This window comes from Blautia sp. OF09-25XD, from assembly GCF_003482095.1.
GTDB classification, from domain to species: domain Bacteria; phylum Bacillota; class Clostridia; order Lachnospirales; family Lachnospiraceae; genus Fusicatenibacter; species Fusicatenibacter saccharivorans.
The window spans coordinates 12,786-30,804 of sequence record NZ_QUMG01000013.1 but is presented as its reverse complement, the minus strand read 5'-3'; the positions used below and the strand labels follow the sequence as shown (position 1 = coordinate 30,804).

General features: G+C 43.8%; 16 protein-coding genes and 1 pseudogene. 6 read left to right on the top strand and 11 right to left on the bottom strand.

Features of this window, described 5'->3' with window-relative positions; genetic code table 11:
• Positions 1-77: 77 nt before the first annotated feature.
• Positions 78-1,949 (bottom strand): beta-N-acetylhexosaminidase, encoded by a 1,872-nt coding sequence (locus DXA93_RS11200; RefSeq protein ID WP_117814253.1) that lies wholly within the window; start codon positions 1,947-1,949, stop codon positions 78-80.
• 56 nt (positions 1,950-2,005) lie between these two features.
• A complete protein-coding gene (locus DXA93_RS17650) occupies positions 2,006-2,200 on the bottom strand; it encodes a hypothetical protein (protein ID WP_147342017.1) in 195 nt (64 codons plus the stop codon).
• Positions 2,201-2,298: 98 nt separating this feature from the next.
• Between DXA93_RS17650 and DXA93_RS20935 the strand changes: the two are divergent.
• The 3 genes and pseudogenes from DXA93_RS20935 to DXA93_RS11190 form a co-directional block, all read left to right on the top strand.
• A pseudogene (locus DXA93_RS20935) lies at positions 2,299-2,484 on the top strand (sensor histidine kinase); the annotation flags it as partial.
• A gap of 51 nt (positions 2,485-2,535) precedes the next feature.
• Entirely contained in the window at positions 2,536-2,772 is a 237-nt protein-coding gene (locus DXA93_RS18575; RefSeq protein ID WP_242998512.1) for a response regulator, read from the top strand.
• Positions 2,773-2,919: 147 nt separating this feature from the next.
• A complete protein-coding gene (locus tag DXA93_RS11190; RefSeq protein ID WP_022463164.1) occupies positions 2,920-3,810 on the top strand; it encodes a LysR family transcriptional regulator in 891 nt (296 codons plus the stop codon).
• Positions 3,811-3,903: 93 nt separating this feature from the next.
• On the opposite strand, the gene DXA93_RS11185 is transcribed toward DXA93_RS11190, so the two are convergent.
• The 3 genes from DXA93_RS11185 to pflA form a co-directional block, all read right to left on the bottom strand.
• On the bottom strand, positions 3,904-5,481 hold the full coding sequence (locus tag DXA93_RS11185) for a flotillin family protein (RefSeq protein WP_226906392.1): 1,578 nt from the start codon (positions 5,479-5,481) through the stop codon (positions 3,904-3,906).
• Between the two features lie 247 nt (positions 5,482-5,728).
• Positions 5,729-6,076: a HEAT repeat domain-containing protein gene (locus DXA93_RS11180; protein WP_055221368.1), complete on the bottom strand. Its 348-nt coding sequence runs from the start codon at positions 6,074-6,076 to the stop codon at positions 5,729-5,731.
• A 235-nt stretch (positions 6,077-6,311) separates the two neighbouring features.
• Positions 6,312-7,091, bottom strand: a complete 780-nt coding sequence (pflA, locus tag DXA93_RS11175) for a pyruvate formate-lyase-activating protein (RefSeq protein WP_022463161.1) — start codon at positions 7,089-7,091, stop codon at positions 6,312-6,314.
• 213 nt (positions 7,092-7,304) lie between these two features.
• On the opposite strand from pflA, the gene DXA93_RS11170 reads away from it, so the two are divergent.
• Together DXA93_RS11170 and DXA93_RS11165 are read left to right on the top strand one after the other, a co-directional pair.
• Complete coding sequence (locus tag DXA93_RS11170; RefSeq protein WP_022463160.1) at positions 7,305-7,622, top strand: PadR family transcriptional regulator; 318 nt, start codon at positions 7,305-7,307, stop codon at positions 7,620-7,622.
• Positions 7,623-7,639: 17 nt separating this feature from the next.
• On the top strand, positions 7,640-8,695 hold the full coding sequence (locus tag DXA93_RS11165; RefSeq protein ID WP_117814251.1) for a DUF4097 family beta strand repeat-containing protein: 1,056 nt from the start codon (positions 7,640-7,642) through the stop codon (positions 8,693-8,695).
• A gap of 93 nt (positions 8,696-8,788) precedes the next feature.
• On the opposite strand, the gene DXA93_RS11160 is transcribed toward DXA93_RS11165, so the two are convergent.
• From DXA93_RS11160 to DXA93_RS18570, 4 genes are all read right to left on the bottom strand, one after another.
• Positions 8,789-10,711, bottom strand: coding sequence for a hybrid sensor histidine kinase/response regulator (locus DXA93_RS11160; RefSeq protein ID WP_055221365.1), 1,923 nt, complete (start codon positions 10,709-10,711; stop codon positions 8,789-8,791).
• Positions 10,712-11,058: 347 nt separating this feature from the next.
• Positions 11,059-13,932: a response regulator gene (locus DXA93_RS11150; protein ID WP_119208337.1), complete on the bottom strand. Its 2,874-nt coding sequence runs from the start codon at positions 13,930-13,932 to the stop codon at positions 11,059-11,061.
• A 431-nt stretch (positions 13,933-14,363) separates the two neighbouring features.
• On the bottom strand, positions 14,364-14,543 hold the full coding sequence (locus DXA93_RS11145; RefSeq protein ID WP_028086473.1) for a hypothetical protein: 180 nt from the start codon (positions 14,541-14,543) through the stop codon (positions 14,364-14,366).
• Positions 14,544-14,667: 124 nt separating this feature from the next.
• Positions 14,668-15,246 (bottom strand): ATP-binding protein, encoded by a 579-nt coding sequence (locus DXA93_RS18570; RefSeq protein WP_243109218.1) that lies wholly within the window; start codon positions 15,244-15,246, stop codon positions 14,668-14,670.
• On the opposite strand from DXA93_RS18570, the gene DXA93_RS11130 reads away from it, so the two are divergent.
• Entirely contained in the window at positions 15,239-16,240 is a 1,002-nt protein-coding gene (locus DXA93_RS11130) for a relaxase/mobilization nuclease domain-containing protein (RefSeq protein ID WP_243109216.1), read from the top strand. The genes DXA93_RS18570 and DXA93_RS11130 overlap by 8 nt on opposite strands.
• A 163-nt stretch (positions 16,241-16,403) precedes the next feature.
• On the opposite strand, the gene DXA93_RS11125 is transcribed toward DXA93_RS11130, so the two are convergent.
• The gene (locus DXA93_RS11125; protein WP_119208335.1) at positions 16,404-17,105 is read right to left on the bottom strand and encodes a pilin N-terminal domain-containing protein; all 702 of its coding nucleotides are present in this window, start codon (positions 17,103-17,105) and stop codon (positions 16,404-16,406) included.
• Positions 17,089-17,943, bottom strand: coding sequence for a class C sortase (locus tag DXA93_RS11120; RefSeq protein WP_119208332.1), 855 nt, complete (start codon positions 17,941-17,943; stop codon positions 17,089-17,091). Before DXA93_RS11120 ends, DXA93_RS11125 begins: the two co-directional genes overlap by 17 nt.
• Positions 17,944-18,019 lie beyond the last annotated feature (76 nt).

The window sequence follows — 18,019 nt, the reverse complement described above, 5'->3', positions numbered from 1 at the left end:
TTTTCGTTTTCTTTGTTACTTTTTATCGTTCATTTATTTTCTATTTGTGTTCATCTTTGTTCACAAATGGATTTTTTCTATTTTTCGTACGGTTTTCTTCCCCGCAGAATGTCGGCATACCAGAATACAATCTCTGAAATGTGGTGCAGATCGCCTTCTTTGCTGATGCTTCTCCAGGACGCTTTATACTTCATAAACCAGGTTTCCAGCCGTCCCGCAAGTGCCGCGCAGGCTGTCTCATCCTTTTCTTTTCCAAGCTCAATGTCACACATTCTCGCGCCCGTCTCATTCCAGATGTCAATCGCTTCCATCGTGAGTTCCAGCACCGGAACCATTGGACGGCAGGATTCTTCCAGAGCACCGGCTGTCTTTTTCAGTTCTTTTTTCAGAGCCGCAATTGTTTCCTTTGCAGCTGCACGCTTCGCCTCATCCTGGATTCTCGCATCAAACAGCGCATTCCGGTTGTTCGGATGACCGAGCACTTTTTCCTCGTAAACGACGTTGGCATCCCACCAGTCAAAGATGGAGCATTCTGCCGTTTTTGCCATATAGGAAACGAATTTTCCGCTCCGGTCGCCGTAGGCCAGACGGGAAATCTGTTCATTCAGCTCCTCAAAGCTGTCGGTATCGTCTCCCCAGGAGAAGACGGCTCCATAGATCATGCCAGGAAGGGAAAAGTCCGGCTGATTGATGTGGCCGCAGTCACCCCAGTCTGTGTTCAGAACACCTTCCGCATGGTATTTTCTCGCATAGCCGCACATCCGTGTGATATTTTTGTAGCTGTTCTCCACCAGGTTCATCCACTGGTTCCAGCCGCCGACCCCAGGACAGAGATACTGTCTTGCACCAGCTTCCGCCATCACTTTTGCCTCATGCTCTCTCTGCTCGGCTGCATAGCCCCAGGTCAGGCAGACGGTTTCCTCTGGCAGCTCTTTGATCAGCTCCGGCTGTGCGCAGATGATATCGCCCCAGAACATCGGCTTTTTGCCTTTTGCCACGAGAAACTCGCAGAGCTCTTTTACATAGTCGATATACAGGCGGTGAACGCCTTTCTCGTCTGCCAGCGGTTTCGATTTTCCTTTTCCAAGGTCGAACGTTTCATCCGCGCAGATGTTGAATTTATCCGTGGCAAAGAGCGCCATGTACTCCTCGATCATGGCCTTGATCAGCTCGATCGCTCTGCCGCCGGAGACATCCACCGTGTGATGCTGCATCCGGTCCCAGAAGGAAAACGGCTCTTTCCAGCTGTCTGGGAATTCACAGAGGTCGCCATAGCTCTTTGTGGAGAGCAGCATGTACAGATGGCCGAACGTTGCGATCGACGGCACCAGTTCGATATGAAGCTTTGCGCAGTACGCATCCAGCTCGCGGATTTCCTCTGCCGTAAGCGGCGTCTCATCGCGCCACATCTCGGAAAGTCCCGAGAACAGATACGTGTGCTCCACATAGAGCTGCAGCTGGTTCAGCTTGTAGTACGCCATGCGGTCTGCCACCTGTTTTAAATAGGAAAGTGTCAGCACACGGCCTCTCGTCTCATCGAGATAATAGCCGCGCACCGGCAGATCCGGCTCATCCTCGATCCGCACAGCCGGAAGCAGTGCACCGTATTCGTGTATCATCTGGCACAGCGTCTGCACACCGTAGAGCACGCCGGCTCCGTCTCCGCCCTGGATGCGGATTTCCTCCTCTGTCACCTGCAGCACATACTGCTGGCTTTTCCTTGTCTCATCCAGTTCCAGTACAATCGCGCCGGTCTCTTTTCTTCCCGGAACGCCGTATCCGATATCGTACTGCATTCCGGTTTCCTTTTTGATTCCCTTCTGCAGCACTTTCGCATACGTATCCCCATTTCCCAGCAGTCTGCCATCCAGTACAATTCTGCCGTCATAGCAGAGTGCATGTTCCCCCGTCAGGAGTTTTACCTCTTTTGGTTTTGGTAAAAATTTCATTTTCCTTCTCCTCTTGTTTTTTGTTTTCTTTGTAACCATAGAACTTTCACTGAACGTTAAGTAACATTTTGAAACCACTTTCTCTTCTCCCCCATCCTACCATATTTTTTCCACATATTCCACAATAATTTGTAATTTTCTTCAATTTTTTTCAAAATTTCTTCCTGTTCTGCTCTTTTATATGTAAAGTAACTTTTGTTTCCCATTTTCATTCCGGAACAAAATCTGTTTTTTCGGATGAATGCGATCATCGGCTTTACCGCTCTGGCTGCCGCCCACGTCAATCAGCCGGACCAGGTGCAGGAATACCTGAACAAGATTTCCACCTCCGGCCAGCACCTTTTTCCGCCTGAACCAGATTCTGCTGAATCTGCTGAGCAATGCCACGAAATTCACACAGAACGGCAGCACCATCATTGTCCGTATTATTCAGAAACCGTACTATAAAAAAGGGTATGCGCTCTACGAATTCCACGTCCGCGACAACGGCATCGGCATAAGCCGGGAATTCCAGGAGCACCTCTTTGAATCGTTTACACGCGAGGAGACTTCTACGGTCAGCGGCATTCAGGGTACGGGACTTGGCATGGCGATCAACGTCAGCCATATGGTACAGGAAATCGCGATGGAGCTCCTTTCGAACGCCGGATTTTCCGTCAGCCTTGCAGACGACGGCGATGTTGCCGTTGAGACGCTCCGCACCGCAGCGCCGGATCAGTTCGATCTGGTGCTGATGGATATTCAGATGCCGAAACTCGACGGATACTCTGCAACGCGCCAGATCCGCACGCCGGACGGCGCCATTGCCAAAGTGCTTGGCTGATTCCCCTTTCTTATCTGCCGGAACCGTGAATTTTCTCTTACTCGAAAAAGAGGAGAAAAAGTTCACGGTTCCGGCAGATTTTTTCTTGCATTCTTTCGGGGAAGTGTGCTAGAGTGAAGATATCATATTTTATAAGAGGTGCTTATTTTGGATATTAATTACGAGTTATATAAGGTTTTCTATTACGTTGCCACCACACTCAGTTTTTCCGAGGCCTCCAAGCTGCTTTTTATCTCGCAGTCGGCGGTCAGCCAGTCGATCAAGGTTCTGGAGAAAAAGCTTGGAATCACGCTCTTTATCCGCAGTACAAAGCGCGTGCAGTTAACGCCGGAGGGAGAAACGCTGCTGCGCCACGTAGAGCCTGCGATCAACCTGATTGCGCGCGGTGAAGCACAGATTATGGAAGCGGGAACGCTTGGCGGCGGCCAGCTCCGCATCGGCGCGAGCGACACAATCTGCCGCTATTTCCTTGTTCCGTACCTGAACCGTTTCCACCGCTCCTTTCCGAATGTCCACATCAAGGTGACAAACCAGACTTCGACCCAGTGTGTCGATCTGCTGGAATCCGGCCAGGTGGATTTCATCGTGACCAATTATCCAAACTCGCATCTTTCCAGCCGTCTTCACACGATTCCGATTCATTCGTTCCACGATATCTTCATCGCGAACGGCGAATATTACCCGGAACTGGAAAACAGGCCGGTTCACTTAAAAGAGCTGCTGCAGTACCCGATTCTGATGCTCGACCGCAAGAGTACGACGAGTGAGTTCCTGCACAGCCAGTTTCAGCGGTTCCAGCTCGACCTCGTGCCGGAAATTGAGCTTGGCAGCAACGATCTTCTGATCGACCTGGCGAGTATCGGCCTTGGCATCGCGTTTGTGCCGGACTACTGCCTTGTAAAAGAGACGGCGGCCTTCCAGCTCGACCTCGTGGAGGAGCTTCCGCCGCGCCAGCTTGTCGTTGCCCACAGCTCCCATCTGCCGATCCCGCAGGCGGCAAAAGAGTTCATGAGCATGCTGGAAAAAGGCGCCGAATAACTTTTTCCGATCTATACGTCAAAAGAGGCAGGATCCTCAAGAAATTTTTCTGGATCCCTGCCTCTTTTTCTGTTTTTATGATCCGTTCTGGATTTACTGCTCGCTGCCGTCTTTCTGCACCGGTTCGGATGCTTCCGCTTTTTCCGGGCTTTCTGCATCCGCTGCTGCCTTTCCGGCTTCTGCTTTCAGATACTCTTTGAGCTCTTCCGGGCTGGAGATCTGAATGTTGCGGTTTACTTTTGCATCGTATGTATCGGCTCTCATGATTTCGGAGAGATCGACACCGGTCGCCTCTTTCATCGACTCAAACAGCTTTGCCATCACCACCGGCACATTGCCCGCTACGGAGCCGATGCCGTTGTCTTCGCTTCCGCCGCCGATGATCGTAATCTTGTCGATCTGGCTGAGCGGCTCTGCGATCTTTCCGGCGATCTCCGGCAGAACCTTGATCATCATCTCTGCCATTGCGGCTTTGTTGTAGCGCTGGTAAGCCTCAGCTTTCTTCTCCATACCTTCGGCCTCTGCAAGTGCCTGGGCACGGATGGATGCGGCTTCCGCCTCACCTTTTGCCTTGATACCGAGTGCTTCCTGCTCCATCGCATAGCGCTGGGCTTCTGCCTGGGCTTTCTTTGCCTCCGCCTCGCGGATTTTTTCGAACTGGTCTGCCTCTGCGTCTTTCTGACGGCGGTACAAATCTGCCTCTGCCTGCTGCTGTTTTGCGTAACGCTCGGCCTCGGCTTTCTTCTTGACTTCTGCCTCGAGGGATTTCTCGGTTACTTCTACTTCTCTGGCACGGAGCTCAACCTCGCGCTCCTGACGGGCGATGTTCGCATTCGCGGAAGTGATTTCCAGCTCTTTTCTCTGCTGCTCTTCCTGAATCTTGTACGCTGCATCTGCCTCTGCCTTTTTGATATCGGACTCTTTTTTCAGCTCTGCCGACTTGATTGCCAGATCGTTGTTTTTCTTTGCGATCTCAGTCTCGGCAAGAACGCGCTCATCGTTCGCCTCTTTATTTGCACGCGCCTGGGCAATTTTGATTTCTTTCTCGGAATTGGCACGGGCGATCGCCGCGGATTTCTTGATTTTTACGATATTGTCGATACCGAGGTTTTCAATGACCTGATTGGAATCAACGAAATTCTGTACGTTGAAGCTGATGATGTCAAGTCCCATCGCAGCCAGGTCCGGTTCTGCATTTTCTTTGACCAGCTCCGCAAACTTCTGACGGTCGGAAACCATCTCTTCCAGACGCATCTTTCCAACGATCTCACGCATGTTTCCTTCAAGGACTTCTCTTGCAACCTTGGCAATATATTCGCTGTCGCGGTTCAGGAAGTTCTGGGATGCTTTCTGGAGCTTCTGCGGTTCGTCCCCGACTTTGATGTTGACGGCTGCATCCACCTGAATATTGATGTAGTCAGCGGTCGGCACGGCGTCGCTCGTCTTCACATCAATCGCTACCAGCTTCAGACTCAGCTTGTCCAGCCGCTCAAAGAATGGGAGCTTGATGCCGGCTTTACCGATCAGGATCCGCTGGCCTTTTTGGAAACCGGAAATAATAAATGCGGTATCCGGCGGCGCCTTCACATAACCGCTCGCCAGAATGGCAAGAATGATCACCACAACGGCGATCACGGCAATCATGGTTGCATGTTCGAATACAAATTCCATCTTGTTTCCTCCCTTTTTTCTGCGGATGCTTTTCGCTCCGCGTTCTGCTTTTGTGTCTGTGTTATTTTCACTATAGCATTTTTTGCGGGATAGATACAACTGCATTATTATTACGATTTTGTAAGATTTCTGTTCGGGCAAAAACAATCCGCTGGAGCAGATTCTGATATGCCTTGCAACAAAAAAACGAAGGAGCTTCTTTTTACAGAAACTTCTTCGCCTTTCCTTTTTTTCACTGATCCTGCTCTTATGCTCTTTCGACAATCTTCTCCAGCGCTTTTGTGATCGCTGCTTTCAGCTCCGTCTGATCTGCCGGTGTCTTGACGGCCAGCTGACGGATCAGTGCTGTTACGTGATCGTCTCCAACCTCACCAAGGCTCGTAACGGCCGCGGTTTTTACGTCTACATCGTCTACTTCCAGAAGAGAAGTCAGAATATTAACAGAACCATCATTTCTCGAAGCTGCACAGGCTTTTGCAAGCGCTACCTGCGTTGTCTTGTCCGAATCCAGATACTGTTTTCTTAATTTGTCCCATTTTCCTTTTTCCACCATTTTTTTCAGCTTGTCTTCCGATGCCTCTTTTGAACCAAACATTGTAAATCCTTCTTTCTTTTTGCTCTTATTTTTGGTGGATGCAGCAACTGCCGCGGCGAATCAAAAAGGTTCGTAGTGTTTTTGCTGTCGTCCCTGTCATGTCCGCCACATTGTAACCATGCTCTCGTCCATAACAGAGATTATACTCCTTTTCTTCTGGTTTTTGAACAGAAATACTATAAAATTTTTATAAAAATTGTTACTTTTTCACAGATTTTTCTTGTTGTTCTGCTTTTTATTTCAGATATCCCGTATATTCCGCCGTATGCAGCAGTTTATTGGCGTTTTCCACGCGCTCTTTGGTCGGCGGGTTGATGCCTTCGAGTTTGTATGGGATTCCTAAGGTTTCCCATTTGAATACGCCGAGGGTGTGGTATGGGAGAACCTCTACGCGCTGTACGTTGTGCAGGCTGTGTAAAAACTCATCGAGGCGAATCAGGTATTCATCGTAGTCGCTGCGTTCCGGGACGAGGACGTGGCGGATCCAGACTGGTTTGCCGATCTCGTCAAGGTAGCGCGCCAGGTCGAGGATGTTCTCGTTGGTGCAGCCGGTCAGCTCTCTGTGCGCCTTGTCGTCAATCAACTTGATATCGAGCAGCAGCAGGTCGGTGTATTTCATCAGCTCATTAAATTTGCTGAAATACGGCTCCTCTCTTGTGAACGGATTTCCACTGGTATCCAGCGTTGTGTGAACGCCGTTCTTTTTTGCCTTGCGGAACAGCTCGATCAGGAAGTCGATCTGCAGCAGCGGTTCTCCGCCGCTCACGGTAATGCCGCCTTTTTCTCCCCAATAGTTTTTATAGCGGAGCGCTTTTTTCAGCACCTCGTCTGCGGTCTGCCAGTCGGCATCTTTTGTTGTCCAGGTATCCGGGTTGTGGCAGAACTGGCAGCGCATGTTGCAGCCCTTCACAAAAATCACGTAGCGTACGCCAGGTCCGTCGACGGAACCGAAGCTCTCGATCGAATGGATCGCGCCCTTTACCGGGCCATTGTTGTTCTGATTCATTTCACTCATATTTTTTCCTCTTCTTTCCAACTTACTATCTTTCTATTTTTCTGTATTTTCCGGTCAAATTTCAAGGTTCTGCTTGATTATACGGAAATCCGCGGTTCTTTTCAAGGCTTTTCCATGTACAAAATCGAACACATGGCAGGATAAAAATTTGGTTTACTATATTGCATTATGATATAGTCTGTGTTATGATCTACTCAACAAGGAGGTGTTCATATGAATCCACAACTCAAAAAGGGCGTCCTAGAGCTCTGTGTCCTCTCCCAGCTGACAAAAGAGGACAAATACGGCTATGAGCTGACAGACGCTATTTCCCGCGAAATGTCCATCGCCGCAGGAACGCTCTATATGATTTTAAAACGACTCAAGGAAGCCGGTTACGTGGAAACGTATCTACAGGAATCCGCATCCGGCCCTGCCCGGAAATATTACCATCTGACTGAAGCAGGAACAGCTTATCAGCAGGAGAAAAAACAGGAATGGCTGGATTTCACCCAGCAGATCAACCGACTGATTTCAGATGAAACGATCTGACGATAGAAAGGAAAATCATGATGAATACAACGTATGAAACTTATATGAATGCATTGAAACAGGGCCTTGCATCCTTTGATTCTGCCGCCGCAGAGGAAATTTTAAACGATTTCGAATCCCATTTCGCCGACGCCCGCAGCCAGGGTCTCTCCGATGAGGAAATCTGTGCGGAACTCGGCAATGTCGACGATGTCCTCGAATTTTTCCGTCAGGAATATGCCACAACGGAGCAGCCTGTTGCAAACGTGCTGCCACAGGAGAAAACCCACTCCAATTCTGAAGAAACACATCCGAACTACCCGTACGCCCCTTCCACTGCCATCACCGCTATGGAAATCTCCCTGCGGAACGCTTCTGCCGACTTTGCTCCGGGCACTTCCGCTTCGGTTGAGTTTGACTTTTCCGGCGACTTCGATCCGGACCGCTTCGAAGCAGGCATTGAGGGCAATACGTTCTGTCTGCGAGAGAAAAAGCTCATCCCTTCCGTATTCTGGAAACATCTTTTCTGCAATAATCACCAGAAAGAGGTGTTCTCCTTCCAGGTGCCGTCCACCGTACAGAAGCTGACGCTCCGCTCTTTGAACGGCGCGACCGGGCTTGATACCCTCTCCCTTACTACGCTCGAAATTTCCGCCACAAACGGCAAAATCACCGGTGATTCCCTTTCCGCATCCAGCTGCCGCATACAGGCCGCGAACGGAAAGATCGTCCTGACCCGTCTGCGCACAGACAGCCTCGATGTTTCCGCCACAAACGGCAAACTTGAAATCACCGGCGACTGCTCCCGCGCATCCTTAAACAGTGTCAACGGTAAAGTCCTCTTCGAGGGAACCTGTTCCGAGTACCTGACAGCAAAATCCGTCAACGGTTCCGTGAAACTCCATCTCCCGCACGACCTTGCCGATGCGTCCATTCATGCATCCACGACAACCGGAAAAATCCGCCTCGTCTCCAATGGAAGAACGGAATCCTACACAAAAACATTCACCCGCTCCGGTATTTCTGCATTCACCATTCAGGCAAGTACCGTCAACGGAAATGTCCTGCTCTCTGACTTGCCGGCAGAAAACTGACAAAAAAGAATGGACTGGATAAAATGTTTTTCTTTAGTCGACTGATATGTAAGAAGAACACTGACTACAAAATCAGTGTCCTTCTTTCTTCCTTTACATATATTTCATAATAGTCGGCAATAATACATTCATATCTATTGGTTTTGCAACATGATCATTCATGCCACTTGCCAAAGCCATCTTCTTATCTTCTTCAAACGCATTTGCTGTCATTGCAACAATTGGAATCTGCGATTTGTTACCGTCTTTCAGTTCTCGAATTCTCCTGGATGCTTCATATCCGTTCATAATCGGCATCTGAATATCCATCAGAATCAGACTGTAGTAATTTTGCTTTGCTTTGTTAAACATATCAATACATGCAACGCCGTTCTCCGCTCTTTCTATCATGATTCCCTCTTCCGTCAAAAGTTCCGTTGCAATTTCTGCGTTCAAGTCATTATCTTCTACCAGAAGAACCCTTTTTCCTTCCAGTTTTTTGATATTCAACTGACCGTCTGCATGTTTCGGATTCCTTTCTTCCGCATTTGCTATCTTTAATGGAAGCGTGATTGTAAAAGTAGAACCTGCTCCCGGTTTGCTCTGAACTGTGATCTTGCCATTCATTAAATCCACCAGTTTCTTCACGATTCCCATGCCAAGTCCGCTACCTTCTATTCCGCTGTCTGACGAAGATCGTTCCTGTGAAAATGATTCAAAAATATGTTTTTGGAATTCTTCTGACATTCCGATTCCGTTGTCTGCTATGATAAGCTCTAATACACTCCAACCTTCTTTTTCGCCGGGATATTGGTTCAATGTACAGCTTATGTTACCGCCTTCACCCGTGTATTTCACAGCATTACTCAAAATGTTAATCGTAATTTCAGATGATCTTGCATCATCCATATGCAGGTATGGATATCGAATGTTCTTATTGACTTTCAGTGTTTGATGTTTTTCTTCTATCGGTTTCCTAAACATATCAATACATAAATCAAAGTTTTTAGAAACATCTGTTATTGTTTCATCCAGCGTTGCTTGGTTGTTTTCGATTCGTGCTAATTCAAGAATGTTATCAATCAAATGCAGCATTTTCTTTCCGCACAATAATATTTTTTCAAAGTAATCCTCTAATATAGTTGGCTCCTTTAAATGTTTCTCTCCCAATTCTGCATATCCAATGATTGCATTCATAGGGGTACGAATATCATGAGACATATTAAATAGAAATGTTGATTTTGCTTTATTAGCTGAATCGGCCAGTCTTGCAGCTTCCTGCAACAGTTTTTGCTGTTTCTGCTCATTTTCTTTTTGCTTCTTATATACAGAATATCCACAGGTACATAATATTACCAAAATACACGCTGTAATGCATCCCAGTACAATACTTAACTTATTCGTCTTCTCAACCATTCCATACGCTTTCTGCATATCCATTTCTATGCAGAAAGCACCTATCACTTCATTAGATTCATCTTCCGCTGTCACAGGATAACAGGCTGTAAAAATAGGTCCCCATGTTGTATCAACAATATCCTGAGAATATACTGTTTTTCCAGAAAGTGCTTTTTCTATATAAGGAACCATCTCCTTTTCAATCGGATCTCCTGGATGTCTGACGTCACCAGCCGATGGATCCAGTCCGTCTACAACGTAAATCAATCTACCGTCTTCATTTCTGGTTGCTGTGTAAATATATCTCGTAGAATTCAGCGTTCTGATTTCATTCATATATGTCGACATATTCTTGAATAGTTCTGTATTCTCATCAGCTTTACTTTTTATTTCATTAAAATCTTTTCGTCCCAGTCTGTCATTTACCAGCTTATGAACCGCATCTGCACTGGAAATATCTCGTTCAATTTCTGTTTTCAGAGCAGTTTTGGTATATGCTTGTTGTAAAATAAAAGTATATGCAACAACAGCCAAAATCACCATTGCCAGAAGGAATACCAACCGTCCCTCAAAAATTTTCCAATGATTTACCGGATTTTGATCTTTTCTTTTTTGTTTTATATAGTTATTTTTCATCATCGTATTTCACATGCCTTTTATCTAATTTTAATTTAATACAAAAACGTCTCAACTCTTCACGTATTTTGCAAACATGGGTTACATTTCCAGACTCATCCCTTTTTACAGTAAAAAGCATCCTGTGCCAACTGCCATCACACATACTGAATTCTGTGGAAATGCATTCTTCCGCCTTCAATCTTGCTGAAAGTGTAGAGATATCCAGAAATGGACGGATCAGCGAGCAGTATTCAGATGCAGCCATTGTATCACAAAACTGATACAGTTTCTCCGATGCACATCCTCTGTTTCCTGTCTGCTTTTCCCATGCATCTGGAAGGCTCCTGATTGCTGCGGTTGCCTCATAATCATTCATGACAGGCATTTTGCTTTCTCAACTCTTCGCTTATGGTCTGCTTAATTTTTTCATCATCCAACGGCTTTGCAAGATGTGCGTTCATTCCTGCTTCCATACACTTTTCTGCATCTTCCCTGAATGCGTTTGCAGTCATAGCAATGATAGGGATAGTTTTTGCATCTTGCCGATCCAGAGCTCTTATTGTTCTTGTAGCTGTAAGACCATCCATCACCGGCATCATAACATCCATTAAAATAACATCGTATGTTCCCGGTTCGGAAGCTTCAAAATGCTGAACAGCTTCTAACCCATTGTTCACTGTTTCTACTTTAGCTCCATTTTCCGTCAGCATAAATTCTGCTATTTCCACATTCAGCTCATTATCTTCAACCAGCAATACCCGGATATCTGATATATCTGCATCAAAATCTTCTTTTTCTTCTGGCCGTGCATTCGTATCAATTTTAAATGGAAGTATTACAGTAAAACAGCTTCCTTCACCAAGCTTGCTTTCAACGGTTATGGTTCCGCCCATCTTTTCTACAAGTTGTTTCACAATAGGCATTCCCAGACCTGTCCCATTATAATCAGAACGTGGGGAATTATCTGCCTGTACAAATGGAGTAAACAATTCATTTTTTATAAATTCTTCTGACATTCCAATTCCATTATCTCTTATTTTAAATTCACATGTCATGTGATCTTCTGATCTTTCAATCGTTCTCATACTCATGTAAATAGAACCATTCACCTTATTGTACTTCATACTGTTTGTAAACAGATTCATCAATACTTTTTTCAGATGAACTGCATTGCTCCAAACATATATACCACTGTAATCATCATGTTCTCCTATAACATGAAGTCCTTTTTCTTCTGCCTGAAAGTATAGCGACTCCGTGATTTCTTTACATACCTGATCCAGATTGATGGATTCATCACCAAAAACCACGGTATCCGATTCTAACTTTGCCATATCCAAAACATCATTTACCAATGATAATAGCAGTTTCGAAGACTCATTTATTTTATTCAGGCAATCTTTTGCCCGCTCACCATCATTTCCGCTTTTTTCAAGAATTGTAAGCATGCCCATAATGCCATTGATCGGTGTCCTGATGTCATGAGACATGTTATTTAAAAAGGAAGTCTTAGCCTTATTGGCACTCTGTGCTTCTACAAGTGCATTTTGTAATTCCTGCCGTTTTTCTTCCAGTTCCTGATTCAGTTTTAATGCCTGTTCAGCAGATTTCTTGAATCTTTCCTCCGCACGTTTTGACTTCTTCCAAGAACGAAGAATGATACACAAAACAATGAAAAAAGAAATTCCAACGATAAGTGAAACTGGCAGTAAATTATCCTGAATAAAATCCCTCACTGTAACTTTTCGTGAGGAAACATTATACGAAACTACTGCACCCGAAAATTGAGCTGTAGGCATAGATGTCAGTGTTTTATTCAGAATGGACAAAAGAACCGGTTCTCCCTGCTGAACAGCAAATGAAACATCAGCTTCTTTTGTCAGGAAAGCGCTATGAAGCTTATTATTTTTCAAATAGTTTGAAACAGTACCTGAATTGCTTACAATACAATCTGCCTCCCCTTTCTGCATTGCTTTTACTGCTGCATCTGATGTCTCATATTCCATAACCTTCCATTGTGGATAATTGTATGAAAGATATGCTTTCAATACAAAATTATCTTTTTCAACAGCAGCTACATTCTCTTTATTCTCATCAAAAGAATCCTTTGCCGTAATTGCTGCCATATTGAGAGTCAACAGCGTATCCGACAAAGCAAATCCATTTGTTTCCGCAAAGTATGGATTCTGGTTTGCATGAAAAATCAGGTCTATTTTTCCATCCTGCAATGCCTGAAGCAGTTCACTTCTTGTATCATACCCCTTTAATTCAAATTCCAGAGTCTGACCTTGCAGACAATTTTCTGCAAGATCCACATAATCTGTAATAACACCTGTCAGTTTACCTGTTGATGGATCTACACTGCTGATACCTCCATCCTGATTCAGATACCCTATCCGGATTGCACCATGCTGCCCGATCCACTCACTTTCTTCTTTTGAAAGAAACGAGCTGCTCTGTGCAGAAAGATAACGCCTGTAGAGATCATCTGTGTAAAATGGGTTGTCATCCTTGATTCTGCGCATAGCACTATCCAATGCTTCTTTGATATCCGGACGTTCTGGATTTATAGCGAAATAGATTTCTGTCTCTCCAATACTTGTAAGCGGTGAAATATCCGATTCTTCCCAACGGGATTCTTCTACCGAAACAAAGCAGTCAATTTCGTGTTTCGACAGTTTGTCCATAACTTCTGCGGTATTAGAAACATTGACATGCTGCGTATGCAGACCATACTTTAACTCCCATTCGTTAAGCACATCCTCCGTTATATTATCTTTAAGCACACCAATATTTTTTCCCTCAAAAGAATCCAAATTTCCTGCTGTAAGATCCATATTGGATGCATCCGTATAGATGTAATATTTCTCTTCCCCCATAGGCATATCGGAAAAAAGCATATTTTCAGCACGTTCGTCTGTATAGGAAATGCCACCTAGAATATCAATTTCTCCATTTTCCAACTGTGTAAAGCAGTTTTTCCAATCACTTGTTATGTATTTATATGTCCATCCTGCATAACCTGCAATATCTTGAAGATACTCATAACCATAGCCGCTTCTTTCTCCCTTTTCATTGACTACATTATAAGTTTCCTCAAAAGATCCTACCCGAATAACATGATCAGAATTTTCTTGGGCAGATGTGGAAACAGGAAAAACAACCAAACATATCATTATGCAAAATATAAAATAACAAAATTTGAAATTTCTTATATTCTGTACTAATTTGCACTTCTTCATCTTTCTCCCACCCTCCAGGCTACAGTCGCTTGCTTGCTTGCAGATTTTAATTTTACATTCATTAATGTTCAATACCTCCACAACATTTTTATAAATATCTTTGCGACAGCTTCTGCTGTACTTTTACTATAATTATACTCTACAGCCAACTTGTGTCAATTTACTAACAGAGTAATTACATTCTTTTACTCCTTAATCTTGCTATTACTCTCCCCACAAATAGAGCCAAACTAGAGTCATTCGATAAAACAAATGCCGAAAACCCGCATAAATACAGGCTTTCGCATTTTAGTCCGTTACTCGAACTCCTTTGCGGACTGCGTTTCATGACACGCAAAGGCTGTTATTAGAGGTTTATATTTCGAACATGCGTTCTGTTTTTGCGTTTTTCGCACCGCTTATGAAGAAATAAACTCCAAAATAACTCCATTTTACTCTTTATTATTTTGTTGTTCTTCTCTTGCGTACAGGAGATCCAATGCCTGACATACAACACCACTCATGCTCTGATAGTGTCTTTCTGCATACTCAACAAGTCTCTGTTTTTGTTCTGGAGTCACCCGTACTCGTATGTTTTCTTCTTTGCCATCTTTTGGTGTTTTTCTAGCCAAACATATCACTTCCCTTCCACAAGTACAGTTTACTACTGATTACTACAAAATGTCAATCTATTTTTGTTATTTATATATATATTCTCTTGGACTAATCTTGAGTTATCTTGGACTAATTTACTTCTCACTCCTGTAGATCTTTATCTACAATCTCCCAGTAACCATTCTTTGGAGATCCATGTCTTATAAGAATACCATACTCTTTTAACTTCTTAATATTGTTCTCAATATTTCGACTGGCAACCCCAATTTTTTCAGCTAGCTTAACTGCTGATAATTGATGATCTTCTGAAAGTAACTTTATAATCTTTTGCTGTGTATTGTTGAGGTCTGTTCTCCACACTACCTCCGATGCTTCTCCGATGCTTTCTTTTCCATTTGTCATCGGAAATGAACTACGGAACAGCTCTACCCGAAACATATTATCGAATTCCTGAAATCTCGGCTTCGAAAGTCCATACTCTTCTGCAGCATTAAGGATTCTTTTTATTCCGCTTCCCCATGCTTCTACAAGTCCCATCTGACTGAATATATTGGCAATGCCTTTATTCCGGATCTTCGAATGACCATTCATGACTTCCTCATAAGTTAATCCGTTATATAATCCACCCGGAGAAGTCACCTCCAGTCTGTCATCATAAACTGCGACCTGAATACAAGATTCATCCAACAGGTTACGGTGACAATGGGCGTTAATGATCATTTCCAATAAGCGGAGCTACCATAAAATCTGCCGGATCAGTAATCGCATCTGCCAGGAAAATGGACTTGCCACCAGTATGCCAACCGGAGAAAAAGGAAAAAGCTATAAAGAAAACATGGAATATCATCATGGCACCAGTTGGAAAGTCAAGCTACGTGTTGCAGTTGATAAGGCAATCTGGACTTCCATCAACTATGAGGAATTTCTACAAAAAATGCAGTTAGCCGGATATGAAGTCCGCCAAGGAAAACACCTGTCCTTCCGTGCACCGGAGCAGAAGGACTTCACTTACATGAAATCTCTCGGAAGTTATTATAGCGAAGAAAATGTCCGCATCCGTCTGGCAAAAAATCGTAGCAAAGTGAAAACTCCAAAGCATCTGTCCAGAGATGCTCGCCTGTATATCAATATTTCCACTTATGTTACAACCGGCAATCGAGAAGGATTTGAACGTTGGGCAAAACTAAATAATCTAAAAGAGGCAACCCGCACCTTCAACTATCTTTCTGAAAATAATCTGCTGAATTATGAAGATTTTCAACAGCATGTTTCTGATGTTGATGCTTCTGTTAAAGCGGCTGAACAGAGAATAACACAAATCAACAATGAGCTGAACACGCAGAAAGTCATTCAAAAACATTGTGATTCTTACCGGCTCTGCCGTAAAGTGATTGAAGATTGCAAATCTGCTAAAAATCCAAAAGCATACCGGACCAAACATCAAGCAGAATACCAACTCCACGATTCACTAAAAAAAGAGCTTCAGGATCTCGGTGTTACCAAAATCCCAAGCTCTAATAAAATCCAGAAGCAAATTGAAAATCTTGAATCTGAACAGGCTGCTACTGTCCGGGAAATACAGGAATTGCAGAAAAAACAAAAGACGCTAGATATCATTAGACAGAATTTTACAGCACTGCTCTATGCTCCTGAGATCAGTTCAGACTTACTTCCAGCAAAACGGGAACCTATTTCTGTCACAAGAGATAAATAGGATTGCACTGACAACTCAATTATTCTTTTCCAAATCATCCCAAGGTTTCAGATCTATTTCCTCCTAGGTGACACCATACGGTGCACCTCCGGAGGTATTTATCTTTGGCTTATGCCAGTTGAGTAACTAAACGAAAAAAACGGGATTCCCTGATCTCCTCATATTATTTATGGACTTTTCTTTTACATATACTAAATATGATTAAGGATATTCCCATTAAGGAAAGCCACATAATTACATTCGTATCGTCTCCCGTTTTTACATTTGGAGTGCGACTGCTATTATCACCCGATGGTTCTTCTGAAACTGGTGGCGTATTCGTGGTAATTGGTGGTATCGATTCATTTTTAAATTTAGGTTCTGCCGTTACATTCCAAATTATCTGACCGTCATAATTACCTGGAACTGTTATGATAAAAGGTTCGCTTTGATATACTTGATTGCTAATTTGTGTTTTTTGTGTCTGGACAAAAAGATACACTCCTTTTTCCAGATCTCTGTACATAACTTCTCCGTCTGAGTTGGTCTTTCCGGACATTCCTTTGATGTTGTTATCCTGTACATATTTTTCCAGTTTTTTTGCAGCTTCTGCCTGAGCGGAAGAATCATCAAAATCAAATATGACTCCAGACTTTGCAAACTCACTCACTAATGCCCATGAATTGTTTTTATATGTTCCAACCTGATACATCGTAAATTCAGTATTACTTAGCTTATATACCGTGGTCTCATCTTCAACAGTTGCTTTTAATAATATACTTCCCAGATCATTCGCAGACACAGGTAACGGAATGAGGAGTAAAAGCATACACATCACACTGGCCATACACATATATATTCGCTTACGTTTACTTATTCTGCCCATATTTTTTCTCCTTCCTGCGTTTATGTAACTTAATGCTCACCCATATGATGATGAAAGCAACAATTCCAACAATCAATAGAATCACATTGAATGGGATTGTGCGCTGAAGACCAACTTCCTCATCTATCTTCTGTGCCTCTTCATACGGAATTCTAGTGCCACGTACAAGCAGTCTGTGCGTGTTAACTGCATAAGGAGTGCATGTGACCAGTGTTACATAATCCTTGCCCTTTTCAATCTGTAAAGAATCTGTATCTGATGGCAATACTGTCAGAATCTGATCCACCTGATAGGCAAAGGTATGATGAAGAACTTTAATATAAAATACATCTCCAACCTCCATCTTGTTCAGGTCGGTGAATATCTTGGCATTTGCAAGTCCACGGTGTCCGGATAATACCGCATGACAGCTCTCACCGCCTACCGGAAGCGAGGTGTTTTTCAGATGTCCTACACCTGACTGCAGTACTTTTTCGGATGTTCCATGATAAACCGGAAGAACAACATCAAGCTTTGGAATATCAATATATCCCATCATTCCAGTATCATCAATTTTCAAAAGTTTGTTATACTCATCATCTTCTGTCTGGTTTTCATTGCTTTCTGAAAATGGATCTGCTATGGAACCAATTCCAATCAGGCTTTCATTGTATTCCTGTGCCTGCTTGATCATGGCATTTTCCTGATCTTCCGACAGATGAGAAACTTCCTGTTCATAATCTGTAGCAATGGTTGTGCTGTTCATCTGATTGATATAATTGCTCACCACCGGATACAGGATTAAAGAAAATGCCAGTAGATATCCGATTCCTCTTAGTATTTTCACTACTTTCTTCATAATATCCTTCACCTTTTCGTCTGTTTCTTCTGAAATACTCAGTTTACACTGAACATTTCAGAAAAAGCAGACATCC

Coding starts and splice junctions, on each gene's coding strand:
- DXA93_RS11200 (WP_117814253.1), bottom strand. CDS start 1,949: ATGAAATTTTTACCAAAACCAAAAGAGGTAAAACTCCTGACGGGGGAA.
- DXA93_RS17650 (WP_147342017.1), bottom strand. CDS start 2,200: ATGATCGCATTCATCCGAAAAAACAGATTTTGTTCCGGAATGAAAATG.
- DXA93_RS18575 (WP_242998512.1), top strand. CDS start 2,536: ATGGCGATCAACGTCAGCCATATGGTACAGGAAATCGCGATGGAGCTC.
- DXA93_RS11185 (WP_226906392.1), bottom strand. CDS start 5,481: ATGGAATTTGTATTCGAACATGCAACCATGATTGCCGTGATCGCCGTT.
- DXA93_RS11180 (WP_055221368.1), bottom strand. CDS start 6,076: ATGTTTGGTTCAAAAGAGGCATCGGAAGACAAGCTGAAAAAAATGGTG.
- pflA (WP_022463161.1), bottom strand. CDS start 7,091: ATGAGTGAAATGAATCAGAACAACAATGGCCCGGTAAAGGGCGCGATC.
- DXA93_RS11170 (WP_022463160.1), top strand. CDS start 7,305: ATGAATCCACAACTCAAAAAGGGCGTCCTAGAGCTCTGTGTCCTCTCC.
- DXA93_RS11165 (WP_117814251.1), top strand. CDS start 7,640: ATGATGAATACAACGTATGAAACTTATATGAATGCATTGAAACAGGGC.
- DXA93_RS11160 (WP_055221365.1), bottom strand. CDS start 10,711: ATGATGAAAAATAACTATATAAAACAAAAAAGAAAAGATCAAAATCCG.
- DXA93_RS11150 (WP_119208337.1), bottom strand. CDS start 13,932: ATGAAGAAGTGCAAATTAGTACAGAATATAAGAAATTTCAAATTTTGT.
- DXA93_RS11130 (WP_243109216.1), top strand. CDS start 15,239: ATGATCATTTCCAATAAGCGGAGCTACCATAAAATCTGCCGGATCAGT.
- DXA93_RS18570 (WP_243109218.1), bottom strand. CDS start 15,246: ATGATCATTAACGCCCATTGTCACCGTAACCTGTTGGATGAATCTTGT.
- DXA93_RS11125 (WP_119208335.1), bottom strand. CDS start 17,105: ATGGGCAGAATAAGTAAACGTAAGCGAATATATATGTGTATGGCCAGT.
- DXA93_RS11120 (WP_119208332.1), bottom strand. CDS start 17,943: ATGAAGAAAGTAGTGAAAATACTAAGAGGAATCGGATATCTACTGGCA.